Annotated in this window: 20 protein-coding genes; 13 read left to right on the top strand and 7 right to left on the bottom strand. The window is 71.0% G+C overall.

From position 1 onward, the window contains the following. Positions 1-146: 146 nt before the first annotated feature. Both AB0D49_RS37935 and AB0D49_RS37930 read left to right on the top strand, forming a co-directional pair. The gene (locus tag AB0D49_RS37935; protein ID WP_362767466.1) at positions 147-278 is read left to right on the top strand and encodes a hypothetical protein; all 132 of its coding nucleotides are present in this window, start codon (positions 147-149) and stop codon (positions 276-278) included. 259 nt (positions 279-537) lie between these two features. Continuing rightward, positions 538-786 carry a hypothetical protein gene (locus AB0D49_RS37930; RefSeq protein ID WP_362767463.1) on the top strand — a complete coding sequence of 83 codons (249 nt, stop codon included), beginning with the start codon at positions 538-540 and terminating at the stop codon, positions 784-786. A gap of 412 nt (positions 787-1,198) precedes the next feature. Here the strand turns inward: AB0D49_RS37930 and AB0D49_RS37925 are convergent, their stop codons facing one another. Both AB0D49_RS37925 and AB0D49_RS37920 read right to left on the bottom strand, forming a co-directional pair. Continuing rightward, positions 1,199-2,821, bottom strand: coding sequence for a trypsin-like serine protease (locus tag AB0D49_RS37925; protein WP_362767461.1), 1,623 nt, complete (start codon positions 2,819-2,821; stop codon positions 1,199-1,201). A gap of 422 nt (positions 2,822-3,243) precedes the next feature. Beyond that, positions 3,244-3,486 (bottom strand): FAD-dependent monooxygenase, encoded by a 243-nt coding sequence (locus AB0D49_RS37920; protein WP_362767458.1) that lies wholly within the window; start codon positions 3,484-3,486, stop codon positions 3,244-3,246. Positions 3,487-3,913: 427 nt separating this feature from the next. On the opposite strand from AB0D49_RS37920, the gene AB0D49_RS37915 reads away from it, so the two are divergent. From AB0D49_RS37915 to lepB, 5 genes are all read left to right on the top strand, one after another. Beyond that, complete coding sequence (locus AB0D49_RS37915) at positions 3,914-4,318, top strand: TOBE domain-containing protein (protein WP_362767455.1); 405 nt, start codon at positions 3,914-3,916, stop codon at positions 4,316-4,318. A 545-nt stretch (positions 4,319-4,863) separates the two neighbouring features. Beyond that, positions 4,864-5,400 (top strand): MauE/DoxX family redox-associated membrane protein, encoded by a 537-nt coding sequence (locus AB0D49_RS37910; RefSeq protein WP_362767453.1) that lies wholly within the window; start codon positions 4,864-4,866, stop codon positions 5,398-5,400. Between the two features lie 126 nt (positions 5,401-5,526). Next, the gene (locus AB0D49_RS37905; protein ID WP_362767450.1) at positions 5,527-6,069 is read left to right on the top strand and encodes a hypothetical protein; all 543 of its coding nucleotides are present in this window, start codon (positions 5,527-5,529) and stop codon (positions 6,067-6,069) included. Continuing rightward, positions 6,066-8,024, top strand: a complete 1,959-nt coding sequence (locus AB0D49_RS37900) for an ABC transporter ATP-binding protein (RefSeq protein WP_362767448.1) — start codon at positions 6,066-6,068, stop codon at positions 8,022-8,024. The genes AB0D49_RS37905 and AB0D49_RS37900 overlap by 4 nt, the downstream gene beginning before the upstream one ends. Continuing rightward, positions 8,021-8,518 (top strand): signal peptidase I, encoded by a 498-nt coding sequence (gene lepB, locus AB0D49_RS37895; RefSeq protein ID WP_362767445.1) that lies wholly within the window; start codon positions 8,021-8,023, stop codon positions 8,516-8,518. The genes AB0D49_RS37900 and lepB overlap by 4 nt, the downstream gene beginning before the upstream one ends. Positions 8,519-8,896: 378 nt before the next feature. Here the strand turns inward: lepB and AB0D49_RS37890 are convergent, their stop codons facing one another. Together AB0D49_RS37890 and AB0D49_RS37885 are read right to left on the bottom strand one after the other, a co-directional pair. Beyond that, positions 8,897-9,319, bottom strand: coding sequence for a lasso peptide biosynthesis B2 protein (locus AB0D49_RS37890; RefSeq protein WP_362767442.1), 423 nt, complete (start codon positions 9,317-9,319; stop codon positions 8,897-8,899). Further along, positions 9,316-9,570 carry a lasso peptide biosynthesis PqqD family chaperone gene (locus AB0D49_RS37885; RefSeq protein ID WP_362767439.1) on the bottom strand — a complete coding sequence of 85 codons (255 nt, stop codon included), beginning with the start codon at positions 9,568-9,570 and terminating at the stop codon, positions 9,316-9,318. The genes AB0D49_RS37890 and AB0D49_RS37885 overlap by 4 nt, the downstream gene beginning before the upstream one ends. 169 nt (positions 9,571-9,739) lie before the next feature. On the opposite strand from AB0D49_RS37885, the gene AB0D49_RS37880 reads away from it, so the two are divergent. Together AB0D49_RS37880 and AB0D49_RS37875 are read left to right on the top strand one after the other, a co-directional pair. After that, a complete protein-coding gene (locus tag AB0D49_RS37880) occupies positions 9,740-9,871 on the top strand; it encodes a lasso RiPP family leader peptide-containing protein (protein ID WP_362767436.1) in 132 nt (43 codons plus the stop codon). 79 nt (positions 9,872-9,950) lie between these two features. Continuing rightward, the gene (locus AB0D49_RS37875) at positions 9,951-11,729 is read left to right on the top strand and encodes an asparagine synthase-related protein (RefSeq protein WP_362767433.1); all 1,779 of its coding nucleotides are present in this window, start codon (positions 9,951-9,953) and stop codon (positions 11,727-11,729) included. Positions 11,730-11,792: 63 nt separating this feature from the next. Here the strand turns inward: AB0D49_RS37875 and AB0D49_RS37870 are convergent, their stop codons facing one another. After that, positions 11,793-12,035, bottom strand: a complete 243-nt coding sequence (locus AB0D49_RS37870) for a hypothetical protein (RefSeq protein WP_362767431.1) — start codon at positions 12,033-12,035, stop codon at positions 11,793-11,795. Between AB0D49_RS37870 and AB0D49_RS37865 the strand changes: the two genes are divergently transcribed. After that, positions 12,025-12,588, top strand: coding sequence for a group II intron maturase-specific domain-containing protein (locus tag AB0D49_RS37865; protein WP_362767428.1), 564 nt, complete (start codon positions 12,025-12,027; stop codon positions 12,586-12,588). The two genes, AB0D49_RS37870 and AB0D49_RS37865, sit on opposite strands and share 11 nt — an antisense overlap. Positions 12,589-12,620: 32 nt before the next feature. Beyond that, complete coding sequence (locus AB0D49_RS37860; protein WP_362767425.1) at positions 12,621-18,215, top strand: CHAT domain-containing protein; 5,595 nt, start codon at positions 12,621-12,623, stop codon at positions 18,213-18,215. Positions 18,216-18,225: 10 nt separating this feature from the next. Here AB0D49_RS37860 and AB0D49_RS37855 read toward each other — a convergent pair whose 3' ends face one another. Further along, positions 18,226-18,774 carry a restriction endonuclease gene (locus tag AB0D49_RS37855; RefSeq protein ID WP_362767422.1) on the bottom strand — a complete coding sequence of 183 codons (549 nt, stop codon included), beginning with the start codon at positions 18,772-18,774 and terminating at the stop codon, positions 18,226-18,228. Positions 18,775-19,105: 331 nt separating this feature from the next. Here AB0D49_RS37855 and AB0D49_RS37850 point away from each other — a divergent pair, with 331 nt between their 5' ends. After that, positions 19,106-19,660 carry a hypothetical protein gene (locus tag AB0D49_RS37850; protein ID WP_362767420.1) on the top strand — a complete coding sequence of 185 codons (555 nt, stop codon included), beginning with the start codon at positions 19,106-19,108 and terminating at the stop codon, positions 19,658-19,660. A gap of 172 nt (positions 19,661-19,832) precedes the next feature. Next, a complete protein-coding gene (proS, locus tag AB0D49_RS37845) occupies positions 19,833-21,245 on the top strand; it encodes a proline--tRNA ligase (protein WP_362767417.1) in 1,413 nt (470 codons plus the stop codon). A gap of 416 nt (positions 21,246-21,661) precedes the next feature. Here proS and AB0D49_RS37840 read toward each other — a convergent pair whose 3' ends face one another. Next, the gene (locus tag AB0D49_RS37840; RefSeq protein ID WP_362767414.1) at positions 21,662-21,964 is read right to left on the bottom strand and encodes a hypothetical protein; all 303 of its coding nucleotides are present in this window, start codon (positions 21,962-21,964) and stop codon (positions 21,662-21,664) included. Positions 21,965-22,158 lie beyond the last annotated feature (194 nt).

Raw genomic sequence — 22,158 nt, 5'->3', positions numbered from 1 at the left:
ATGGCTGTGTCTCCCTGTCGAAGGCATGACCTGGGGGGTGGTGTCGCCGGGTCCGGGGGTGTTCGTCGGAGACGCTGATCAGAGGTCCGGCCGACCGGTGGGTCCGCGTCGACACGGCCATTCTGCGCAAGGCCCGCCGCCGCAAGATGGCCGACCTCGCGGCGTTCGACGGTATCGCGGCGGCGCTGACCGGCCGGGCGAAGGTGGACGGCGAGGTCGTCGAGGTGGAGCCGGCCGGATGGCTCGCCACCCTGCGCTCCGTACCGGTAGTTCGTTAGATCCGGTGGTGGTGTGGGTTGACGGCTGGTCGGGTTGGCCGTAGGCCGGTGGAAGGAGACAACTACCTTGCTGAGAGCTGAAGATGACCGCTCGCCGTCCCTGTCCGCCCGCGCCGGGACCATTGGAGGACTACGCAGCCCGGTTCGACGACCTCTTCTTCAGCCTGGCCCAGCGGCGGGGTTCCGTGAGTACCTGACTGGACTGCCGGCACCTCGCGAGCGGAACAAGACGATCACATACCTGGCAGACGCCGAGCCCGTGGCCGGTGCGGTGACGCCGGGCGTCCAGCGGCTGCAGTTCTTCCTGTCCGAACCCCCTTGGAAGGCCGAACAGATCAACGACCGGCGCCCTGAGCTGCTGCGCGAGCAGCCGGCGACGGCTCCGCACGACGGTGGGGTCGTCGTGATTGACGATTCCGGGGACCGCAAGGACGGCACGGGCGGTGAGGGGGACGCGGTCGGAGAACCGGGGCCCCGTTGCGACGCGCTGAGCTGTTCTCGCGGGTGAACCGTGCCGGATCGTGCTTCACGACCACAGTCTTTCGGAACGCGGTGCCGTACACGCGAATCGAAGAACCGGACCTGTTCTGCATCCCTCTGCCAGCGCCGTGCCGCGCCGCGACCCCCGCAGTGGGTCACGTGAGACAGGGTGCAGGGCCCGCTGGGCGGCGCACCAACAGACACAAGAAGGCTAGCCGTCCACATCACTCTCAGAGAGTCCCCCCCCGGGAGAGTGATGGCAGCGGCCTCCCCCACGACAAGCGATCCCGTCCGCCCGCGGATCGTCACGCCCCGACATCACACCGTCTGGACGCGCATGGCGCTGTGCCCGGGGCGCTCGCAGCCCTGCACGAGAGGCAGGCCAGTGACCGCGATGTGTCACACCACGCGGTCACTGGAACCGACCTCTCCCCCCTTGGTCAGGGTCGGCGGGTCTGCGCGCTGTTGTGCCGGTCCTGGTCGCCGGGACGGCCGTCGCGGTGGGCGGGACGGGGCGTGGCACCGGTGAGGGTGCAGCCCTTGCGGGTCAGATCCAGTTTCGACCCGGCGACCAGACAGGCCGTGATCATGTGAACCTGCTGGCCGTAGGCCCGGCCCCTGGTGGAGGTCACTTCCCCGTCCGGGCCCACTTCACAGGGGTTGTTGTCGGTGCATTGCTGACCGTCGGCGTTGTGGGTGTTGTGGATTCCCACGACCGTGGAGCCGTCCGGGCCCAGCAGCACCGAACCGGAGTCGCCGTGCCAGGGAGCGCAGGCTTCGCTCGTCGCGTAGCGGATGGAGTTGTCCAGTTGGTAGCCGCCCTCTCGCAGGTGGGGCAGCACGGCCTCGGCGGTGCAGTCGTAGCGGATGCCACTGGACGCCACGGTCAACGGGTCCGCCGCGCCTACGGGAGTGGAGGTGAGTTGGAAGACTTTCGCGCCTTCCGCCCTCAACTGCGCGTATGTCGTGTCCAGGCGGTAGAGCGCGATGTCGGTGCCGGTGATCGTCGCGTACACCAGCCGCTTCGTACGGGCGGTGGTCCGGGGATAGCCCTGGCGGTCGGCGACCGGCACCTGGCGGTCGGCCGGCTGGTCCACGATCGCGGTTCCGGGTGCGGGCCACGGTCCTTGTACGCAGTGACCGTTGGTGAGCAGCAGCGCCGGGTCCTGCGGCCGGGAGGCGGGGGTCCGGACCACTGAGCCGACGCAGCCGCCCAGATCCACCGAGCCTTCCACGTTCGGGATCGGATCATCGGGCGGTACGTCGGTGCCCGAGATGATGCCGTTGATCCAGTCGGCGTGTTCGGTGACATCGGTGTACAGCGTCTTGCCGCTCTCGTCGGGGCCGCTGACCACACCGGCCACCGCCCACCGGTCGCCGTCGCGGACGAGCGCGGGCCCACCGGAATCCATGTTGGACGCGGCGACCCTGCCGTCGCTGCTGCCGACGCACAACTCGCCGGGCCCGGCCGACGGACATGTCGAGATCGGCTGCACCACGGTGTCGGCCTCCCGCAGCCGCGTGGGGAAGCACGCCATGTCGCCGAAGTCGTCGCAGGTCATGCCCCAGCCCATGATGCGGACGGGCGTGTGGTCCGGCGGCGTGGTCGAGGCGATCCGTACCGGCTTGGCCCGGACCGGGGTCCGCAGGTGCATCAACGCGAGGTCGCGGCCCCAGAATCCGCCCTCGTCGCGACTGGTCGCCAGCCGGTAGTAGTGGTCCACCTCGGCGACCTCGCCTCCGGACGCGGTGTTCAGCGACCCGACCCGGACCTTCCAGCCACGCGGTACACCCGACTTGGCGTTCGTCGGGTTCCTGCCCGCGCAGTGGCTTGCGGTCAGGACCCATTGCGGCGCCAGGACCTCCACCCCGCAGCCGTGCTTGTCCGGTCGCGGCGGGGCGGGATAGGACGGCTGGAAAGAGCCCATGAACGAGTAGGCATGGGTGGACTCGGTGCCGCCCACGACGGCCTGCGCCGGTAAGGGGGTCAAGAGGGCCGCAGTCAGTGCGATCCCCGTCGTCAGGGCGGCGGTGGCCGCCCTTGCGCCTGTCAACGTGTACATGGGTGGTTTCCCTTGGGTCTGCCGCGGCCATCGCTGCGGCGGGCCGGTGCCTGGGGACAGCGGTCGCCGTCCCGTCAGGCAGCGAGCCTGGACCCGGCGGGCCTCCGGTGGGTCTCTCGCGTGTATCGGACGCGGCGCGGCAGCCTCTCAGTTGTGTATCAGAGTGTTCGGAGTGACCGAGTCCTCCCTTCCGAGTGCTCCCTCCCGAGTCCTCCCTCCCGAGTCCTCCATTCCTCCTACGGCGTCGGTTGGGGAGGGTCTGTCTAGGCGTTCGGCGCGTTCCATGCGTCGTAGCCGTGTAGCCGTAGACCCAGTCGGCGTCCTCGGCGGACTTGAGCCAGGTGTTGCCGCGCGAGGCGAGTTGGACCCTGCTGGTGCGTGCGAGCCTCGCGGACTCGTAGGTCCTGAGGGCTGTGGCGAGGTCACCGGGGGCGCTCGGCGACGGCGCAGGTCGGGACGGCGGCGTCCTCGATCGCCATTCCGGCGCCCTGGGCCATGAACGGCATCGTGGGGTGGGCCGCGTCGCCGAGCAGTGTGACGCAGCCGACGGACCAGCGCGGGAGTGGGTCCCGGACTGTACAGCGCCGAGGTGAGGACCGAGTCGCGTCGAGGAGGGCGCGGGCCTCGGGGTGGAAGTGCGCGTACCTCGCACGCGGTTCGGCCACGTGGGTCGAGGGGCGCGATCGTCGGCGGCATGGTCGCGGCGACGGAGTCCATCTGCCGCGAGTTCAACACCGTCTCCACCCGCTTGAACTCGGTCGAGGCGTAGCCGACGCCCGGCCCGCCCGGCACCCGTACGCCCCGGCCCGCCCTCGGCGCCGGGAACGCGACACCCGCCACACATACAGCACATTCCCGCTGTACATACTCACCTCCGGTCGCGTGCGGTCACCGCCGCCGATCCGGTCCGCGAAGCACGACCCTTACGCGCGGCACACACTCCCACGCCAGGGCCGTCCCCTCCCCGCACCCGACGGCACCCGACGGCACCCGACGGCACCCGACGGCACCCGACGGCAGAACTCCCCGGTCCTCTCGACCGCTTCCCCCACCGCGCCCGTCTCAGAGTTCGTGGCGGACTTCCTCGACCGTATGAACCTCATCCGGAAGGGCTCGGTCACCGCGTCGGACCCGGACGGCCTGGAGATCACCGCAGGCGGCTCCCGGCTGCGCACCGGCCCCGCCCGCCGTCCCGTGGGCACCGGCGTCACCCTCGGCATCCGCCCCGACGACATCCACTTCGCCACCGGCGACGACGGCACCGGCACACCGGCGGCAGCCGGGGCGAACCTCGTATCCGGCACCCCGGTCGACCACCACTACCTGGGCGGAAGCTACCTCCACCGGGTGCAGACACCGCTGGGCCTGCTCACCGTCCGCTCACCCGCGGGCCCGGAAGCGGTCACGTCCGGCACGGTGCGGCTGCGGCTGCCCGCGGAGAAGCTCATCATCATGACATCCGGGAACGGGGAGCCGAAGGGGACGACCGGGCCCTGAGCCCCGACCCCAGGACATCACGCCGGGCCGACCACGGCCGCCCGCACGACGCACCTCCGTACCCCTTGCGGTACGGGAATCCGGTGCCCCAAGCGTGCGTGCATCGTCAACACGCCTGCGCGGATCGACAATCCCGGGTGCCGTGCCGCTTGCCACTCTGGATACCGAGTGACCGAGTAGTCCACGAGCACACCGGAGGAGGGATCGATGTTCGCGTCGATCGAGTCGTTGGGCAGTCGGCTGCTGGGCCTGTTCGTGCCCAGCGTGGATGCCGCAGCCGCCGAACAAGCATGCTGGGGCGCCTGCTGGCAGTGCAACCAGATCTACGGCGGCCCGTGCACGTGCAACGCACCCTGCTGCGCCCTGGGTGGCAACAGGTACAGCTGCTCCTGCGGCCAGTGTCCGTAGCCGGAGCATCGAGAGTCAGTGAGTGAGTCGTCCCGTACACCACCGGGGCCGGGGAGGTGTGACTCCTCGGCCCCGGTCGGTCAGCCCCGGATCGCGCGCCGCTCTCGTGTTCCGGGCAGGACTGAAGGAGCTGCTCCGTGGCCCACCTGGCACTGGCCCTGCGCTGTCTCATCGGCATCGTGTTCCTGGTCTCTTCCCTGAGCAAGGTCGTGAGCGGGAGGCGCTTCCAGGACTTCGCCGACTCCCTGCGCACCATGGACGTGCTCCCGGCGCGTCTGGTCCCGGCGGCGGCCCGAGCCGTCGTCCTGGCCGAGTTCGCGGTATGGGTGCTGCTGGTGATCGGGCCGACCGCCGGATTCGTGCTGGCGACCGGGCTGCTGGCCGCCTTCACCCTGGGCATCACGAGTGCGGTACGGCGTGGCGTGTACGCGCCCTGCCAGTGCTTCGGCACCTCCGTGCGCCCGTTGGGGCCCCGGCATGTGGTGCGGAACGCCGTTCTCACGGCCGGCGCCGCGGTCGGCGCGTCCGCCGCTCTGGTGCCGGGCGAGATGCGGCCCGCCGGAGCGGCCGTCGCCGTGCTCGCCGGAGTGTGCTGCGCGGGACCGGTCCTCCTGCTGGACGACCTGCTGGACCTGTTCCGTCCTATGAGCCGGTCCCATGAATCCGTTCCATGAATCCGTTCCATGAATCCGTCCCGCTCATTCGTCCGGCTCATTCGTCCCAGTCAATCGGGCCCATTCATCGGGCCCAGTCATCAGTCCCGTGAGGACTTGTCGAAATGACACCCGAAGGAGGACATCGTGGCGTTCCTGATCGCCGCCGTCGTGTTCGTGGGTCTGCTGTGCGTCCTGGACCTGATCCTCAGTCTCGGAGTGATGAAACGGCTGCGTGAACACACCGAGTTGATCAACAACCTCAGCGGTCGCGCCTCCATCGGGGTGGGCGAAGAGGTCGGAGATTTCACCGCCGGCACGGTCGACGGCGGTACGGTCACCCGCGCGCAGCTGGCCGACGGCACACTCGTGGGCTTCTTCTCCCCCAGCTGTCCCGCGTGCAAGGAGAAACTACCCAAGTTCGTGCAGCACGCCGCGGCCATGCCCGGTGGGCGCGACCGTGTCCTGGCCACGGTCGTCGGTGACGCCCGGCAGACCACCGACATGGTGGCCGCCCTGAGCCCGGTGGCGAGGGTGGTCGCGGAGTCCGCCCAGCACGGCTCTGTGGCCTCGGCCTTCCAGATCTCCGCGTTCCCGTCGGTCCTCATGCTCGCGGCCAACGACCGCGGCGTACCGGCGGTCACGGAGACAGGAGTCAACCTCGATCGACGGCCCTCCCGCACGGTATGAGCACGGCGAGTGCGTCCGGCGAGGACCCGCAGGAGCAGGCGGCGGAGCACGGTCGGAGACGACCGCGCCGGATCACCACCGCCGTGTCGCTCACGGCGCGGGCGGCGCCCGGCGCCTTCACCGCGTACGCGCTGCTGAGACTCGTCATGAGTACGGCGCCGGTGGCCGCGGCGTGGCTGATGAAACTCGTCATCGACAACCTGGTCCACCAGGGCTCGCGGAGCTCTCTGATCGCGCTCACCGGCGGGCTCGGGCTGGTCGGGGTCGGCACCGCCATGCTTCCCCAGCTCGCCCAGTACCTCCGTGGCGAACTGGACCGCAGGGTCGGACTGCTGACCCAGGAACGGCTGTTCACGGCGACCGACGGGTTCATCGGGCTGGGACGGTTCGAAGATCCGCGGTTCCTGGACCGCCTGCGGCTCGCTCAGCCCAGTATCGGCATGAACCCGAACGACGTGGCCGGCGGGGCGCTCGGCGTGCTCCAGGCCGCCCTCACCATGGCCGGGCTGCTCGGCTCACTCCTGATCCTGGGCCCCATGATGGCCGTACTCCTGATGCTTTCCGGCGTTCCGATGCTGGTCGCCGAGATCGCCCTGTCGCGGCGGCGGGCGCGGATGATCTGGGAGGTCGGCCCGGTCGAACGGCGGGAGTTCTTCTACAACGACCTGCTGTCCAGCGTGGAGGCGGCCAAGGAGATACGGCTGTTCGGCACCGGGAGCTTTCTGCGTGGGCGGATGCTCACCGAACGGCGTGCCGCGAACGCCGCCAAGCGGACCATGGACCGGCGCGATGTCACCGTTCAGGCCGGGCTCGCGGTCCTGGCCGCGGTGGTGTCGGGCGCGGGGCTGTTGTGGGCTGCCGTCGCGGCGCGGCGCGGGGCGCTCTCGGTCGGCGATGTGACGATCTTCGTGGCGGCGGTCGCCGGACTCCAGGGCTCGCTGGCCACGATCGCGAGCGAGATCGCCCGCTCGCACCAGGCACTGGAGCTGTTCGGCCACTACCTTGCCGTCACGACCGCCGGACCGGACCTCCCGGCAGCCGACGGCCCGCGCCCCCTCCCCGCGCTGAGCCGCGGCATCACGCTCAAGGACGTGTGGTTCCGCTACTCCCCCGACCATCCCTGGGTGCTGCGCGGCGTCACCCTGCACATCCCGCACGGCCAAGCCGTGGCCCTGGTCGGATTGAACGGTGCCGGGAAATCGACTCTGGTGAAACTCCTGTGCCGCTTCTACGACCCCACCCGGGGCGCGGTCCTGTGGGACGGGGTGGACATCCGCGAGGCCGACGCGGCCGATCTGCGGCGCCGGATCGGTGCGGTCTTCCAGGACTACATGCACTACGACATGACCGCGGCCGAGAACATCGCCCTGGGCGACCTGTCCGCGCTGGACGACGCCGCCAGGCTGCGCGCGGCGGCGCACCACGCGGGTATCCACGCCACGATCAGCGAGCTGCCCCGCGGCTACGCGACCGTACTGTCCAGGATGTTCTTCATGACCTCGGACACGGAGGAGAACGGGCCGAGGACCGGGGTGACTCTCTCCGGGGGGCAGCGGCAGCGGCTGGCCCTGGCCCGCGCGTTCCTGCGCGACCGCTGCGATCTGATGATTCTCGACGAGCCCTCGGCGGGCCTGGACGCTGTCGCGGAGCACGAGATACACCGTTCGCTGACCCGGCACCGCGAGGGGCGTACGAGCCTGCTCATCTCGCACCGGCTGGGCACGGTCCGGGGCGCCGACCGCATCGTCGTGCTGTCCGACGGGAAGGTGGTGGAGGAGGGTGACCACGCCGGGCTTCTGGCCGTCCGGGGTGAGTACGCCCGGCTCTTCGCACTTCAAGCGTCCGGTTACCAGGGACTCCGGACGAGTTCACCCGAGCCCGAGCCCGAGCCCGAGCCCGAGCCCGCGCGGGCGCCCGCGTCCACGGCAGGTGCGGGCACGGAGGGAGACGGATGAGAACCGGACTGCCACTCCTCCTGGTCGGCCTGGCCACCGCTGCCGGGCTGCTGCGCCGGTCACTCGTGTTGGTGACGGTCCAGGGTGCGAGCATGGAGCCCACATATCACCACGGCGACCGGGTCCTCGTCCGGCGCACCCGTGCTCTGTCCACGGGCCAGGTCGTCGTCGTCGAACGTCCCGGCCCCGGGAACAGCTGGCATCACCCCTCGCTGCCGCGCGGAGCTGGAGCGGTCTCGGTCGCCGGACGGCAGTGGATGATCAAACGGGTGGGCGGGTCACCTGGAGACCCGGTACCGCGCCACGTCTCCCACGGCCAGCCCGTACCAAAGGGCCACGACCCGGTTCCGCCGGACCAGGTCGTACCGCCCGGCCGCCTTGTGCTGCTGGGTGACAACCCTGACTCCAGCGTCGACTCACGCCAGTTGGGGTACTTCCCCGCGGCACGCGTCCTGGGCGTGGTGTTGGGGGGCACGGGCGCGCCGATGACCTGACTCGGAGATGTGCGGCGGAACCGGCCGCACACAGCTCAGCTCGACTCGCCTACCAGGGCTTCGAGGGGCACGCGGCGAACCGACCGACCAAAGGGGACGCCGCGCCGCCCCCTCGCCCGCCGTGAACGATCCGTCGGCATTGAGGCCGCCCAAGGCCGCGGCGGCGAACTCGTCGTAGCCGATACCGATGTCGGCGCTGCCGGGCGTTCACCGACACCGCCACGCCGGCCTCCGCGGCCCGGAGCAGCAGGCCGGTCGCACGGCCCCGCAAACGGGCTGGGCCTTCTGCCGACGGTCGGCGGACGGCGGTACGGGGGCGCCCGGGACCCCCTGCCGTTCACCCCCGCACACCGCCGCCCAGGCGGGGCGGAGGAGACGTCAGTCCCCCTCCGGTGGGACCTGGAAGACCACATGGTAGTAACCGGGCGGGAACGGTTCGTCGATGAGGGCTCCCCCGGCCTCGACCCAGGCGTGGGCGCTGAAGGGGTCGGTTCGGACGCCGGTGCACCAGGTCGGCCAGGTGCCGCGCGAGCGGCAGAGCAGGGCCGTGGCGAGGGAGCGTTGCAGACAGCCGGACCCGCCCGCGGCCCGTGCGCTGACCGAGACGACCGCGGAACGGGCGGCCCGCGCCTGGGCGGCGGTGGCCGGGGCGGCGCCCCGCCGCAGGACGTGCAGCACCCGCCGGAGGCGGCGCGGTGTGGCACCGCACAGGACACGCGCCACGGCGACCGCCACCAGCGGTGCGGCCCGGCGGTGCACGGGCAGGCGCGACCGGGAGGGAAGGGCGAGGGGCGCGCTCACCGGACCGCTCCCTGCGCGCGCAACCGGTCGAGCAGGTGGGCGACGTCGGCGACGGCCCTCTCGCGGGGGATGCCGTACGCGTCGGCGAGTCCCGTGGCGGTCTCCTCCTCGGTGCGCCCGGCGAGCAGGTCACCGAGGACCCGGGCTCCGGTGGGGTTGAGCTGCCAGTAGCCGCCGGTGCGCTCGTTCAGCAGGACGGCGCTGTCGTCGGTCTCGGTGAGGGTGAAGTCCGGGTTGATGCGCAAGGGCATGGGTGCTCCCCACTGGGTGCGGGTGTACGGGGACCTGCCTGTTGGCACGTGGGCCGACCTCACCGAGGTTCACTGACAGGGCCTCTTCCCTGTCAGTGAACCCTTCTTTCAGCCAGTCGCGTTCCCTTCGATGAGGCCACCCGGCCTCCCATCGAAAAGGAGTACGCAGATGGCGGAAGAGCAGCTCAACGAGCTTCCGGTGTACGAGCCCCCGGCGCTGGTCGAGGTCGGGACCTTCGACGAGGACACCCTGGGCTGGGGCTGGTTCAACCACGGTGACTACTGGGGCAACTGGGGCTGACGCAGGAAGCAGCAAGTAGGAAGTGGGTGCGTGGTCCCCCGGGAGCGCGCACCCACCCCCGACCGGAGGAGACCGGTTCGTGTTCAGGGGATTCGCCGTCCTGCCGGACGACGAGCGCGCCCGGGATGTCCCGGCCGTGCTGGCATGGCCGGACGCCCATGTGCTGTACCACGACTCGGGACGTCCCTGGCTGGTGGGCGACTGGACGCCCGAGGAGATCCTGGACGCGCGGTCCGGTGCCGCGCGGGTCGTGGTGCTGGGGCACTGCCCGTGGGACGCCGCCCGGCTGGCCGGGCTGGCGGCGCGGGTCCGTTCGGTGGCCGATCTGGACCTGCTCGTCCGGGCCCTTCCCGGCAGCGCCCACGTGGTGGCCGCCGTCGCGGGCCGGGTCAGGGTCCAGGGCAGCGCCAGCGGGCTGCGGCGGGTGTTCCACGCCCGCCGCGACGGGATCACCGTCGCCGCCGACCGGGCCGACGTGCTGGCCCGGCTGACCGGCGCCGCCGTCGACGACGACGTCCTCGCGGCGCAGCTCACCTCGGTGGTGCTGCCCCCGCCGGTCGGCGAGTGGACGCCCTGGCGGGGCGTGCGCGCGCTACCTCCCGACCGCTGCCTGCTGCTGGAACCCGAAGGGACGCACACCGAAGCCGTCTGGTGGCGACCGCCCGAGCCGGTACGGAAGCTCTCCGCCGGTGCGGACCGCGTACGGTCGGCGCTGGAGACGGCCGTGGCCAGCCCCTCCGACGGCCGGGTCAGCGCGGACCTGTCGGGCGGCTTCGACTCGACGTCGCTGTGCTTCCTGGCCGCCCGTACGCACCCCGACCTGCTGACGGCGCGGTTCACCGGCGCGGACGCCGCCAACGAGGACGCCCACTTCGCCGCACTCGCCGCCGCGCACCTGCCGGGGGCCGAGCACTGGGCCGTCCCGCCCGGCGCGGGTCCGAGCCGGTACGCCGACATCGGCGCGGCGGTGGACCCGGAACAGCCGGTGGTGTTCGGCCGGGAGAGCGCGCTGGTGCGCTGGCGGGCGAGCGCGCTGGCCGCCAGCGGGTCGCGCTGCCACCTCGCCGGACACGGCGCCGACGAGATCTTCCACGCGCCGCATGCCTACCTGCATCCCCTCGCCCGCCGCCGCCCCCTGGTCGCGTGGCGGCACCTGCGCGCGCACCGCGCCGCGCGCCGCTGGTCGTGGCGGGCGATCGCGGGCGAACTCGCCGACCGCGGTGACCTGGCCGACTGGTGGACCGACGCCGCGAACGGGCTGACCGGGCCGCCACCGCGCCCGTCCGCGCCGCTGCTCGGCTGGGGCCTGCCGCTGCGCGCCCCCGCCTGGCTCACGGCGGACGCCCTGGCTTCCGCGCGCCGCACGTTCCACACGGTCGCGGAGTCGGTCCGGCCACTGGCGGCCGACCGCGCCGGGCATCTGACGCTGGCGGCGATACGGACCAGCGCGCCCCAGTACCGGCTGCTGGCGCGGCTGCACGAGGCGAACGGCGTACCGCTGCGGTTGCCGTTCCTCGACGACCGTGTCGTGGAAGCGGCGCTCGCGGTACGGCCGGAGGACCGCGCGTCACCCTGGCGGTACAAGCCGGTGCTGGCCGAGGCCATGGCCGGGATCGTGCCCGCGCCGATCCTCGACCGGCGCACCAAGGGCGACTTCACCGCCGACACCCGGGCCGGGTTCCGCCGGCATCTGCCCGCGCTGCTGAGCCTGTTCGAGGAGTCCCGGCTGGCCGACCGGGGGCTGATCGACCCCGGCAGGCTCCGCGCCACCCTGCTGGCACCGCAGCGGGACAACAGCGCGCTGTTCCTCTTCGACAGCACCCTGGCGGCCGAGCTGTGGCTGCGGTCCGTGTCCTGAACACCGGACGGCCGGATCAGCCGGGTACGTGACGGGCGACAGGGCACCGGGGCGCGAGCCCCATCAGGGGCTCAGCAGTCGGGTGCGGGTGAACTCCTGGCCGTGCCGTACGACGCTCTCGTACTCAGCGGGCCCACGGTCGTTCGCGGGGTCCGGGGTGGGCGCGTCGATGTGGAGGTCCACGCCGAGGACGCCCGAGGCGTTCCGTGGATCGACAGCAAGTCCGCTCCCCGTCACCACGATCAGCCCGCACAGGGGCGCCGACACTGTCGCGGAACGGTAGGTCACCGCGCGGGTGAGCAGCACGAAGTCACCCGGGACGGGGCTGAGGAAGCCGAAGTCCGAGTCGAGTCAGGCCCCCAGTACGCAGTGCACCTCGTCCGCCAGCACATTCCGCAAGGACACCGGTGACGACGTCGAGGCGCTACGCGAGGACATCGCCGACCTGCTCCCACCACTCGGTCCGCGCCTCTCCGAGGCGAAGTCACAGGTGGTGCACATGTCGGAAGCGTGCGACTTCCTGAGGTTCCGCACCCAGTGGCGCCGCAAACGAGGAACGGACCAGTGGCACGTCCACACCTTCATCACTGACCGGTCTATCCGGCAGCTGAACGACAAGATCCGTGCCCTGACGGACAGAACGTCGCAGCAGAGCCCCAGGGACGTGCTGATCAGGCTCAACCAGATGATGCGCGGCTGGGCCGACTCCTTGAAGCACGCGGTCTGCAAAGCCGCCCTGAGCTGCCTTGCCAGCCATGACGCGCTGCACCGGCAAGGACACATCCGCAACGATCCGGTCCACTTCCGCCAGGTCGGTCTCGTGGTCCGGTGTGATGACGAACGTGAACCAGGCTCGTAGACTGCCGCCGGTTGCGGCGGGCGGAGGTATGCGTGCGGGAGAAGTTGCTCGCGGCCGTGCGGGCGCGGACCGCGCGCGCTGTCGAGACCGGTCATTCGCGGTGGGTGCTGGCGCCGGAAGCGCTGGAAGAGGCGGGTGCCCTGCTGGCCCGGGTGCTCGGGTTCGGCGAGGATCCCGACCTGGAGGTGCTGCGGGCCGTCGGCGAGCTGTACTGGCTGCGGGTTCAGGCGCAGCAGACCGATGCACAGGACGGGGATCTGCGCATGGCTGCGATCCTCTACCAGCCGGTGTACCAGGCCGACCCGGATGCGGTGCCGAAAGAGTTGCGCGGCTGGTACGCCGAACAGGCCCGTCACCCCGAGGAACACAAGCGTGAGGCTGGACGGGTGGATCCGGCCCACTGCACCAACCAGGGTGCGGAATTGTTCAACTGGTTCCGGCGCAACGGTGATCTGGAGGCGTTGGAGAAGGCTGTTCACCTGTTCCGGACGGCGTTGTCCGCCGTTCCGGAGGACCATCCGATGTACGGGCCATGCCTGTCGAACCTGCGTGCCGCGGCGTCTGCGCTGGCCGATGAGACCGGCGACGCGGACGCGCTACAGGAGGCGGTGAGCGCGGGCCTGACCCTGCTTGAGGTCATGGACGAAGGCGATCCCGAGTACCCGGAGCACGCGAGCGACGTCGGGCTTTCGCTACGGTCCCTGTTCGAGCACACCGGGGCTGTCAGCGTGCTGCGAAAGGCGGTGGGGCTGGCCCGGTCGGCGGTGGCCGCGACCCCGGAGGAAGGGGCCGTCCGAGCCGGTCGCCTGTCCGATCTGGGCGTCGTACTCCAGATGCTGCACGAGCACGCCGGGGACGCGGGGGCCATCGACGAGGCGATCACCGCCGGGCGGGACGCGGTCGCCGCGATGCCGGTCGGCGATCCCGACCGGGCCACCTGCCTGTCCAACCTGGGAAACACGCTGCGCGTCGCGTTCGAAGCGAGCGGCGACACCGCCGTACTGCGGGAGGCGGTCGTGGTGGGCCGGGCGGCGCTGGAGAGCACGCCGGAGGATGATCCTGGTCGGGCGAGGAGCATGTCGAGCCTCGGCAGCACGCTGCAGTTGCTGTACGAGCGCACCGGGGACCGCGCCGCGCTGGCGGAGGCGGTCGCCTTCGGGCGCGCCGCGTCGGCCTCCCTGCCCGCCGACCACCCTGACCGGCCGGCTGTCCTGGCCAACCTCGGCGTGAGCATGCGGGAGCTGTTCGGAGCCACCGGGGACGTGCACCTGCTCCACGAAGCGGTCGTCGCCCACCGCCAGGTCGACACCGCCACCCCCGACGGGCATCCCAGCCAGGCCGGCCGCCTGACCAACCTCGGGAACACGCTGCGCGCGCTGTACGACCATTCTGGGGAGCGGCAGGCATTGGACGATGCCGTCGCAGCCGGTCGCCGTGCCGTCGCGGCGATCCCCGACGGCCATCCCATGGAGGCCGCGAGCCTGTCCAACCTCGGGAGTTCCCTGCTGGCCCAGTTCTACGAGACCGATGATCTAAAGACGCTGGGCGAAGCCGTTTCGGCTGGCCGAAAGGCTCTCGCGGCGATTCCGGTCGATGATCCGCGGCACGCCCGATTCCAGTCCAACCTCGGGATCAGCCTGCACATACTGTTCAGGCGAACCGGTGACACCGGCATTCTGCGAGAGGCCATCGCGGCCGGTCGGGTCGCGGTCACCGGGGTGCCTGACGGCCACCCGGAACTGGTCAGCTACGTGGCCGGCCTGAGTGACACTCTGGGCACCGCGTTCACCACATCCGAAGACCGGCAGACACTTTCGGATGCCCGGAATGCTCTGGCGGACATCGCGACCAGCGGCCTCGGCGCACTGGATGGTCTCCCGGAAGACCATCCGGTCCGTTCGATGATCCGGTCCGATCTCGAGCCGGCCGCCCAGGATCCTGCCGGGGAGACCGGCTCGGAACAGCATCCCGACCCGGAGGTGGAACTCGACGGGCGGCCTGGACAGGGTTCGACGAGGGATCGCCGGCTCCGGCAGGTCCGCGCTCGGGTCGAGCGGTTCACCACCACTGGTGCGCCGGAGGCCGTGCTCGGCTCCGACGCGCTCGGCGAGGTGGTGGACCTGCTCTGTTCGGTGCCCGATCCGGTCGAGGACATCGAGGTTGCGCAGACCGCGGGCTGGCTGTTCTGGTTGCGGTTCGCCGCCCGCGGCACGGTGGACGGCGGACCGGAGCTGATGATCGCGCTGGATCTGCTCGCCCCGCTGTACCCGTTGGGCGACGGGGCCGTTCCCGAGCTGATCGGCGAACTGTGGGACGACACACCGCCGGCCGAGCCGGACGGGGCTGCGGTGCTGGCCAAGCTCGGTCGGGCGCAGTTCAGGGAGGCGCAGGAGAACGACGACGACGCGGTCGCGCTGAACCGGTCCGTCGACCTGCTGCGGCGGGCCGTCGCCATGACCGGATCCGACCACCCCGACTACACCCGATGCCTGATCAACCTGGGCAGCGCACTGCTGTCCCGCTTCGAACGCGACAGACTACCGGCCGACTTGTCCGAGTCGATCGACTTCTACCGGGCGGCGGTCGGGGCTACCCGACCCGACGAGTCCGACCGCGCCAGCTGCCTGACCAACCTGGGCAACGCCCTGCTGACGCGGTTCGAGCACTTGGCGAGCGAGGCCGACCTGGACGCCGCCATCGAGGCCGGCCAGGCCGCGGTCACCGGCTGGCCCGATCACCCCGACCACGCCGCGATGGTGTCCAATCTCGACCTCGCGCTGCGGACCAGGGCCGCGTTCCGCGACCAGGCGGCCGGGCTGGATCGGAGGATCGAGGAGGCGCGTTCCGGTGTGAGCGCACCCGGTGGGCCGGACGCGGACGAGCTGAGCGATCTGCTGCTGGCCCGGTTCGAACGCACCGGGGATCCGGCGGATCTGGACGAGGCGATCCAGGTGCGCCGGGACACGGTCGCCACGGCGGCCGACGATTCCGACCGGGCCCCGCACCTGTCCGGCTTGTGCAACCTACAGCGAGTTCGGTTCGTCCACTTCGGGCGCACATCGGACCTCGCTGACGCGATAGCGCACGGCCGCGCCGCGATGGCGGCGACCCCGGCTGAAGATCCCAAGTTCGGTGGCCGACAGGCCAACCTCGCCAACGCGCTCAGTCGGCGCTACAGGATCACCGGCGATCTCGGCGACCTGAAGGAGGCGGCGACGCTCAGCCGAAGCGCGGTGGCTGCCACGCCCGACAGCGACTTCAACCGCCTCAGTTACCTGTCGAACCTCAGCAACACCCTCCGTATCGTGTTCGAGCGTACCGACCGGCTCGCGGATCTCGACGAAGCGGTCGAGGCCGGGCGGGCCGCGGTCGAAGCCGTACCGCAGCATGATCCGCACCTCCCGGCGTTCCTCGGCAACCTCGCGGTCGCGCTGCTGACCCGGTTCCGGCGTACCGGCAGCCAGACCGACCTGGACGCATCGGTCGATCTGCAGCGGCGAGCGGCGCTCGCCGTGCAGGCCGCCAGCCCGGACCGGGCGTTGATGCTGGCGAACCTGGGCGCCGCCCTGCACATCCGCTTCGATTCGGTGGGCGGTTCCGAGGACCTGGACGAGGCGATCGACGTCTGCCGGGAGGCCGTGCGCGCCACCCCGCTCGAGCACCCCGGCCGGGCGGCACGCCTGTCCAACCTCGCCGGGGTGTTGCGGGCGCGGTTCGGGATCGGCGGCGAGGCGACGGATCTGGACGAGGCGCTGGCGGCCAGCGAGTCCGCGGTCGAGGCGCATCCACCCGGTCACCCGGCCCGGCCGCTGGCATGGGCGAACCACGCCCAGGTGCTGCGCGGGCGATACGAGCACAGCGGCCGGCCGGCGGACCTCGACGCGGCGGTGGCGTCCGCGCGTGCCGCGGTGGCCGAGACGCCCGCCGATCTACCGAGCCGCCCCGGGTACCTCGCCATCCTCAGTGGGGCGCTGCGCGACCGGCACGCCCGGACCGGCGCCGATACGGACCTCGACGGTGCGCTCGCGGCGGCGCGGGAAGCGGCGTCGGCCGACGTGGGTCCGCCCCGGGTCCGCGCGGTGGCGGCGGCGCGGTGGGGAAGCCTGGCCGCGGAGGCCGGCCGGTGGACGGAAGCCGTGGCCGGGTACCAGGCGGCGACAGATCTCCTGGCCCGGACCGTTCCGCGTCACCTCACCCGCCGCGACCAGGAGTTCCTGCTCGACGGCACGGACGGGACCGGATCGGATGCCGCCGCGTGCTGTGTGCGGGCCGGATCGGTCGCCCAGGCCGTCGAGCTGTTCGAGCAGGGCCGCGGCCTGCTGCTGAGCCAGGCGCTGGACAGCCGCACCGACCTCACCGCGCTGGCCGAGCGCCACCCGCGACTGGCCGACCGGTTCACCGCGCTGTGCGCGGAGCTCGACTCCCCCGGTCCTGCGGACGATGGCGTGGCACGACGTGCGACGGCCACGGCGTTCGACCGGCTCACCGCGGACATCCAGAAGTTGCCCGGGTTCGACCGCTTCCTGCGCCCACCGGCCGTAGCCGACCTCGCGCCGGACGAGGGCCAGGCGGTGATCGTCAGTGTGTCCCGGTACGGCTCCTACGCACTGATCCTGCCCGCTGACGGCGAGGTCACGGCCGTGCCGCTGCCCACGCTCACGCCCGACGCCGTGCTGGCCGAGGTCGGCGACTTCCTCCGGGCGGTCGAGGACACCACCGCCCACTCGGCGCGGACCCGAGCCGCCGCCCAGGATCGGATGACGCGCACGCTCGGCTGGCTGTGGGACACGGTCGCCGGTCCCGTCCTCGACGCCGTGGGCATCACCAGGACACCGCGCGACGGCGAGTCCTGGCCCCGACTGTGGTGGTGCCCGTCCGGCCTGCTGTCGTTCCTGCCACTGCACGCGGCGGGCCACCACGACACGGCGTCCGACGCTGTGCCGCGCACGGTGCTGGACCGGGTGGTGTGCTCCGTCACCCCGACGCTGCGGGCGTTCGCCCATTCCCGGCGCGCAGCGGATCCGCCCCCGCCTCGTGCCGGTCGCGCGGTCGTGGTGGCGATGCCCAAGACCCCGGGTGGATACGCCGAACTCTCGGGTGCCGAAGCCGAAACGGCGGTGCTGCGTCGGCACTTCCCCGGCGAGGTCGACGTGCGCACCGGCACGGCCGCCACCCACGACGCCGTGCTCGACGCGCTGACCGGGGCCCGGTGGGCACACTTCGCCTGCCACGGGCGAAGCGACCTGGCCGATCCGTCGGCCGGGCGGCTGGTGCTGGCCGACCACCACAACCGGCCGCTCACCGTGATGGACCTGGCCAGGCTCCGGATGGACGACGCCGAACTGGCGTTTCTGTCCGCCTGCTCCACCGCGCGTCCCAGCGGTCGGCTGGCCGACGAGGCGATCCACCTGGCCTCCGCCTTCCAACTCGTCGGCTACCGGCACGTGATCGGCACCCTGTGGCGGATCGGCGACTGGCAGGCGGTGGACGTCGCCGACCTGATCTACTCGGCGATCGCCGACGGCGCGGACGTTGCCGAGGCGGTCCACAGCGCGACCCGCCGCATGCGTGACCGTTGGCCGGACGACCCATCGGCGTGGGCATCGCACATCCACGTCGGTCCGTAGCCGGAGGATGTCAGGCAGGCCGTCCCAACAGGAACGTCGCGACACAACCCGCGTGATCATCGTCGTCGGCGGACAGCACCAGGCCCCGCGAGCCCGCCCCACCGCGGTAATGCGCCACGAACGAGGGGCGCGCGGTCGCGGTGTCCCTGGTCGTGAACACGAAGCGGCTCTCCGTGACCGTCACCAACGCGATACCATGCGCCGCCGCGAACTCGACCGCACCACTCTGGTACGGCGAAGTGGCGACCATGACACCCTTGTGCGCGCCGACGCTCTGGATCTTCTGGTGAAGCACCTGCACGAGTTCACGCTTGATCGGATTCCGGTACAGCTTGGCCTCGACGACCACCAGGAAGGCCATTCCCGCGAACCGGTACCGGACGGTCGCGTCGAAGTCGTACGCACCATCGGCGCCCATGATCTTCTCGTGCAAGGTGACCACGAGGTCGTCCACCTCCGACCCCGCCGCGCCCAGCAGCTCTCCCGCGACGAATTCCTCGAACTCCCCCGGGGTGATCGCCGGGTGGGGATAACGCAGGGTGCGGTTGTCCTCGGTCACGCGCCGACATTACTCCAGGCCGTCACATGGTCGACTGCCTCAGCGCCGGAGCCCGGGGCCAAATGCTGCCGACGTCGCCCATTCCGCTCCCCTGACCATGAGCAGTTCGTCCCATAGGCGGCGGGGCCCGATCTGGTGGACGGTGGATAGGTCAGCGGATTCCAGTGATCGTCGCAACACGTGATCTCTGATGTGCAGCACAGGCAGTCAAGCAGTCGCTCAGTCCGATCACGCGGCCGGGCGGCTGCGGCCACGCATGGGCGAGACCGGCGGGCCCGGGGCCTGCGTATGCTCGCCTCGACTGCTGACCAGGAGAGGCTGAGGGGGGCGTGTGCTGAAGCTGCTCGGCTTCTTCGACGACTTCGGCTACTCAGGTGAGCTGGCTGCGGGACCACTGGGGGCCCAGGTGCAGGCGTCCAGCGAACCGGATGAAGCAGAGGTTGTGGAGTATCTGGACGTTGGCCATCGCCTCACGTACGTCATGGAGGCAGGGGTTGACGTCCTCACAGGTGAGGTTCACCGGCACACGTCCGGCTGTTCGTCACTTGTCACCGATGGCATGTGGGTGTGGCGCGCGGACTTTGCGCACTATCTGGAGGCGTACCACGTGCCGTTGCCCGCGGCCTTCCTTGCCCGAGTTCGAGGGCTCCGCCATGAGATGCCGGACCTGCTCGGTGCGGACTTCGCACCGGTCTTCGACGAGTTGGTCCTGGGGTTCGGATGGACGCATGTGGACGCGTGGGACCCGGAGTCGTTCCTGCGCCCACAGCCACGGGCTGTTCCGACTCGTGCGGAGTTCGTAGCGAGGGTCCGGCAACAACGGCCTGCCGGCCCCTGGGGGAAGGCGCCGCGCAAACCTCGCAGGGACAAGGGGCGCGGCTTTTAGCGATCGTTCTCACGCAAAGAGACGAGTCGCCCCCTTCTTGCTCCGGCAAAGGGCCGTCTATGAGGACGTCGGCAGGTCGAACGGGTCCACACATCAGGGCATGAACACGACCATTCAGAATGGTCAGTAACTGATTCGCGCACGGGCGAGCCCGCGCGTTACCGTGCGCGCCATGGCAAAGGCACACGTTCTCACGTCTCGGGCGGACGACTTCCCCCGCTGGTACCAGGACCTGATCACCAAGGCCGAACTGGCCGACAACGGGCCGGTCCGCGGCACCATGGTCATCCGACCGTACGGGTACGGCCTGTGGGAGCGGATGCAGCAGGAGATGGACACCCGGATCAAGGACGCGGGCGCCTCCAACGCGTACTTCCCGCTCTTCATTCCGCAGTCATACCTGACGAAGGAGGCCGAGCACGTCGAGGGTTTCGCGCCCGAGCTCGCCGTGGTCACACATGCCGGCGGCAAGGAGCTGGAGGAGCCGGTCGTCGTCCGCCCCACCTCCGAGACGATCATCAACGACTACTTCTCCAAGTGGGTGAACAGCTACCGCGACCTGCCCCTGCTGATCAATCAGTGGGCCAACGTGGTGCGCTGGGAACTGCGCCCGCGCGTGTTCCTCCGTACAACGGAGTTCCTGTGGCAGGAGGGCCACACCGCACATGCCACCTACGAGGACGCCCGGGACTACGCCGCGCACATCCACCGCGACGTGTACGCCGACTTCATGGAGAACGTCCTCGCCATGGACGTCGTGCCGGGACGCAAGACAGCCAGGGAACGGTTCGCCGGCGCGATCAACACGCTCACCCTGGAGGGCATGATGGGCGACGGGAAAGCCTTGCAACTGGGCACCAGCCACGAACTCGGCCAGAACTTCGCCAAGGCGTTCAACACGCGATACCTGTCGAAGGACGGCCGGCAGGAACACGTCTGGCAGACCTCCTGGGGCTCCACCACGCGTCTGATCGGCGCGCTGGTGATGATGCACGGAGACGACAACGGTCTGCGCGTCCCGCCTCGTTTGGCCCCGGTCCAGGCAGTGGTCGTCGCCATCAAAGGCGACGACGAGGTTCTGGCCAAGGTCCGCGAGATCGGCGACCGGTTGAAGGCAGCGGGTGTACGCGTCCATGTCGACGACCGCACTGACACGCCGTTCGGCCGCCGCGCGGTCGACTGGGAACTCAAAGGCGTGCCCGTACGGATCGAGGTGGGGCCTCGCGACCTGGAGAACGGGACCGCCGTGCTGGTCCGCCGCATCGCGGGAAGCAAGGAGCCGACGGCGATCGACGCGCTGTCCGCCCTCCTGCCCAGGGTGCTGGAGGACGACCAGGCGCTACTGCTGACCCAGTCCCGCCAGCGCCGCCAGGACCGCACCGTCGAGGTGACCACGATCGAAGAGGCTGAGGAGGCCGCGAACAACGGCTGGGCGTACATCCCCTGGGCCACGCTGGGCCCGGAGGGCGAGGCGAAACTCGCCGGGCGGGGCGTGTCCGTGCGGTGCCTGATCGCCGCGGATGGTTCGGTCCCCGAGAGCGACGACCAGCCGGGCAACGTCGGCGTAATGGCACGCGCCTACTGACCTGGACGACGCCCTGGAGGCAGTGGGGCGGGGGGCGCGAGGTCGGTGACGACGAGGTCGACGTCGACGTCGAGAGACTGTACGGCGACCTGGGTGGCCACCACGATCCACGGTTCACACGCCCACAGGGCGCGGGGGGCCGAGGCGGGTGAGGTCATCGCGCTGCCATTGCGGAATGCGGGCGTGCGGGTACCGGGGCGGGCTGCGAGGGCCTGGTAGGTGGCCTGGGCGTCCGGGACGGTGTGCGGGCACGAGTACGGCGCTGGCGTCTTCGTCTGTGTCGTAGAGCGGGGCGAGGGTTCGGCTCAGCTGTGCGGCGCGTCCGCCGGTGATATCGGGGGCGTGGGTGTGGTGCACGAGGTGCTGGTCGATGGTGAGGGAGTGCGCGCGGGCCCTGGGGATCGTGCCGGAGGCGGTCACGGCGCCGGTGGCCGGGCCCGCGAACAGCCGTCCGGGGTTGGACGGGTCGACGGGGGGCGGGGTGATGTGGCCGCTGCCGCGGAAGCAGCCAGGATGCGGTGCAGGACGGGGACCGGGATCGCCGGATTGGTGACCGCCTCGTATGCCGTGTCGCGGTTGTGCAGCAGTCCGGCGAGGACGCGGGCCGGCAGTCGCGGATTGCGTGTCGCGGTCCCTCGGACGTGGGCTGCCGGGTCGCTCAGCAGCCGCACCGCGTCGGCCGGTGACAGCCGGATGTCCTCGGCCGCGCGGCGGCGCACCTCGGCTTCCGGGTCACGGGCGAGGCGGGCGACGTCCGCGGGCGTGGACTCGGGATCGTCTAGGGGGTGTCTGATGGATCTCCGTGGGAGAAGGAGCGCCGTTCGGTGCGTGCTCTCGGTGTGCCGGGCGGAAGCCCTCGTAGCGGAGCTACTAGGGCTTTTGTCCGGTGCGGCGAGAGTGCGTGCCGGGCGTC

Source organism: Streptomyces sp. NPDC048290, from assembly GCF_040652095.1.
In the GTDB taxonomy this organism is placed as follows: Bacteria; Actinomycetota; Actinomycetes; order Streptomycetales; family Streptomycetaceae; genus Streptomyces.
This window is presented reverse-complemented; position numbering and strand designations above follow the sequence as displayed.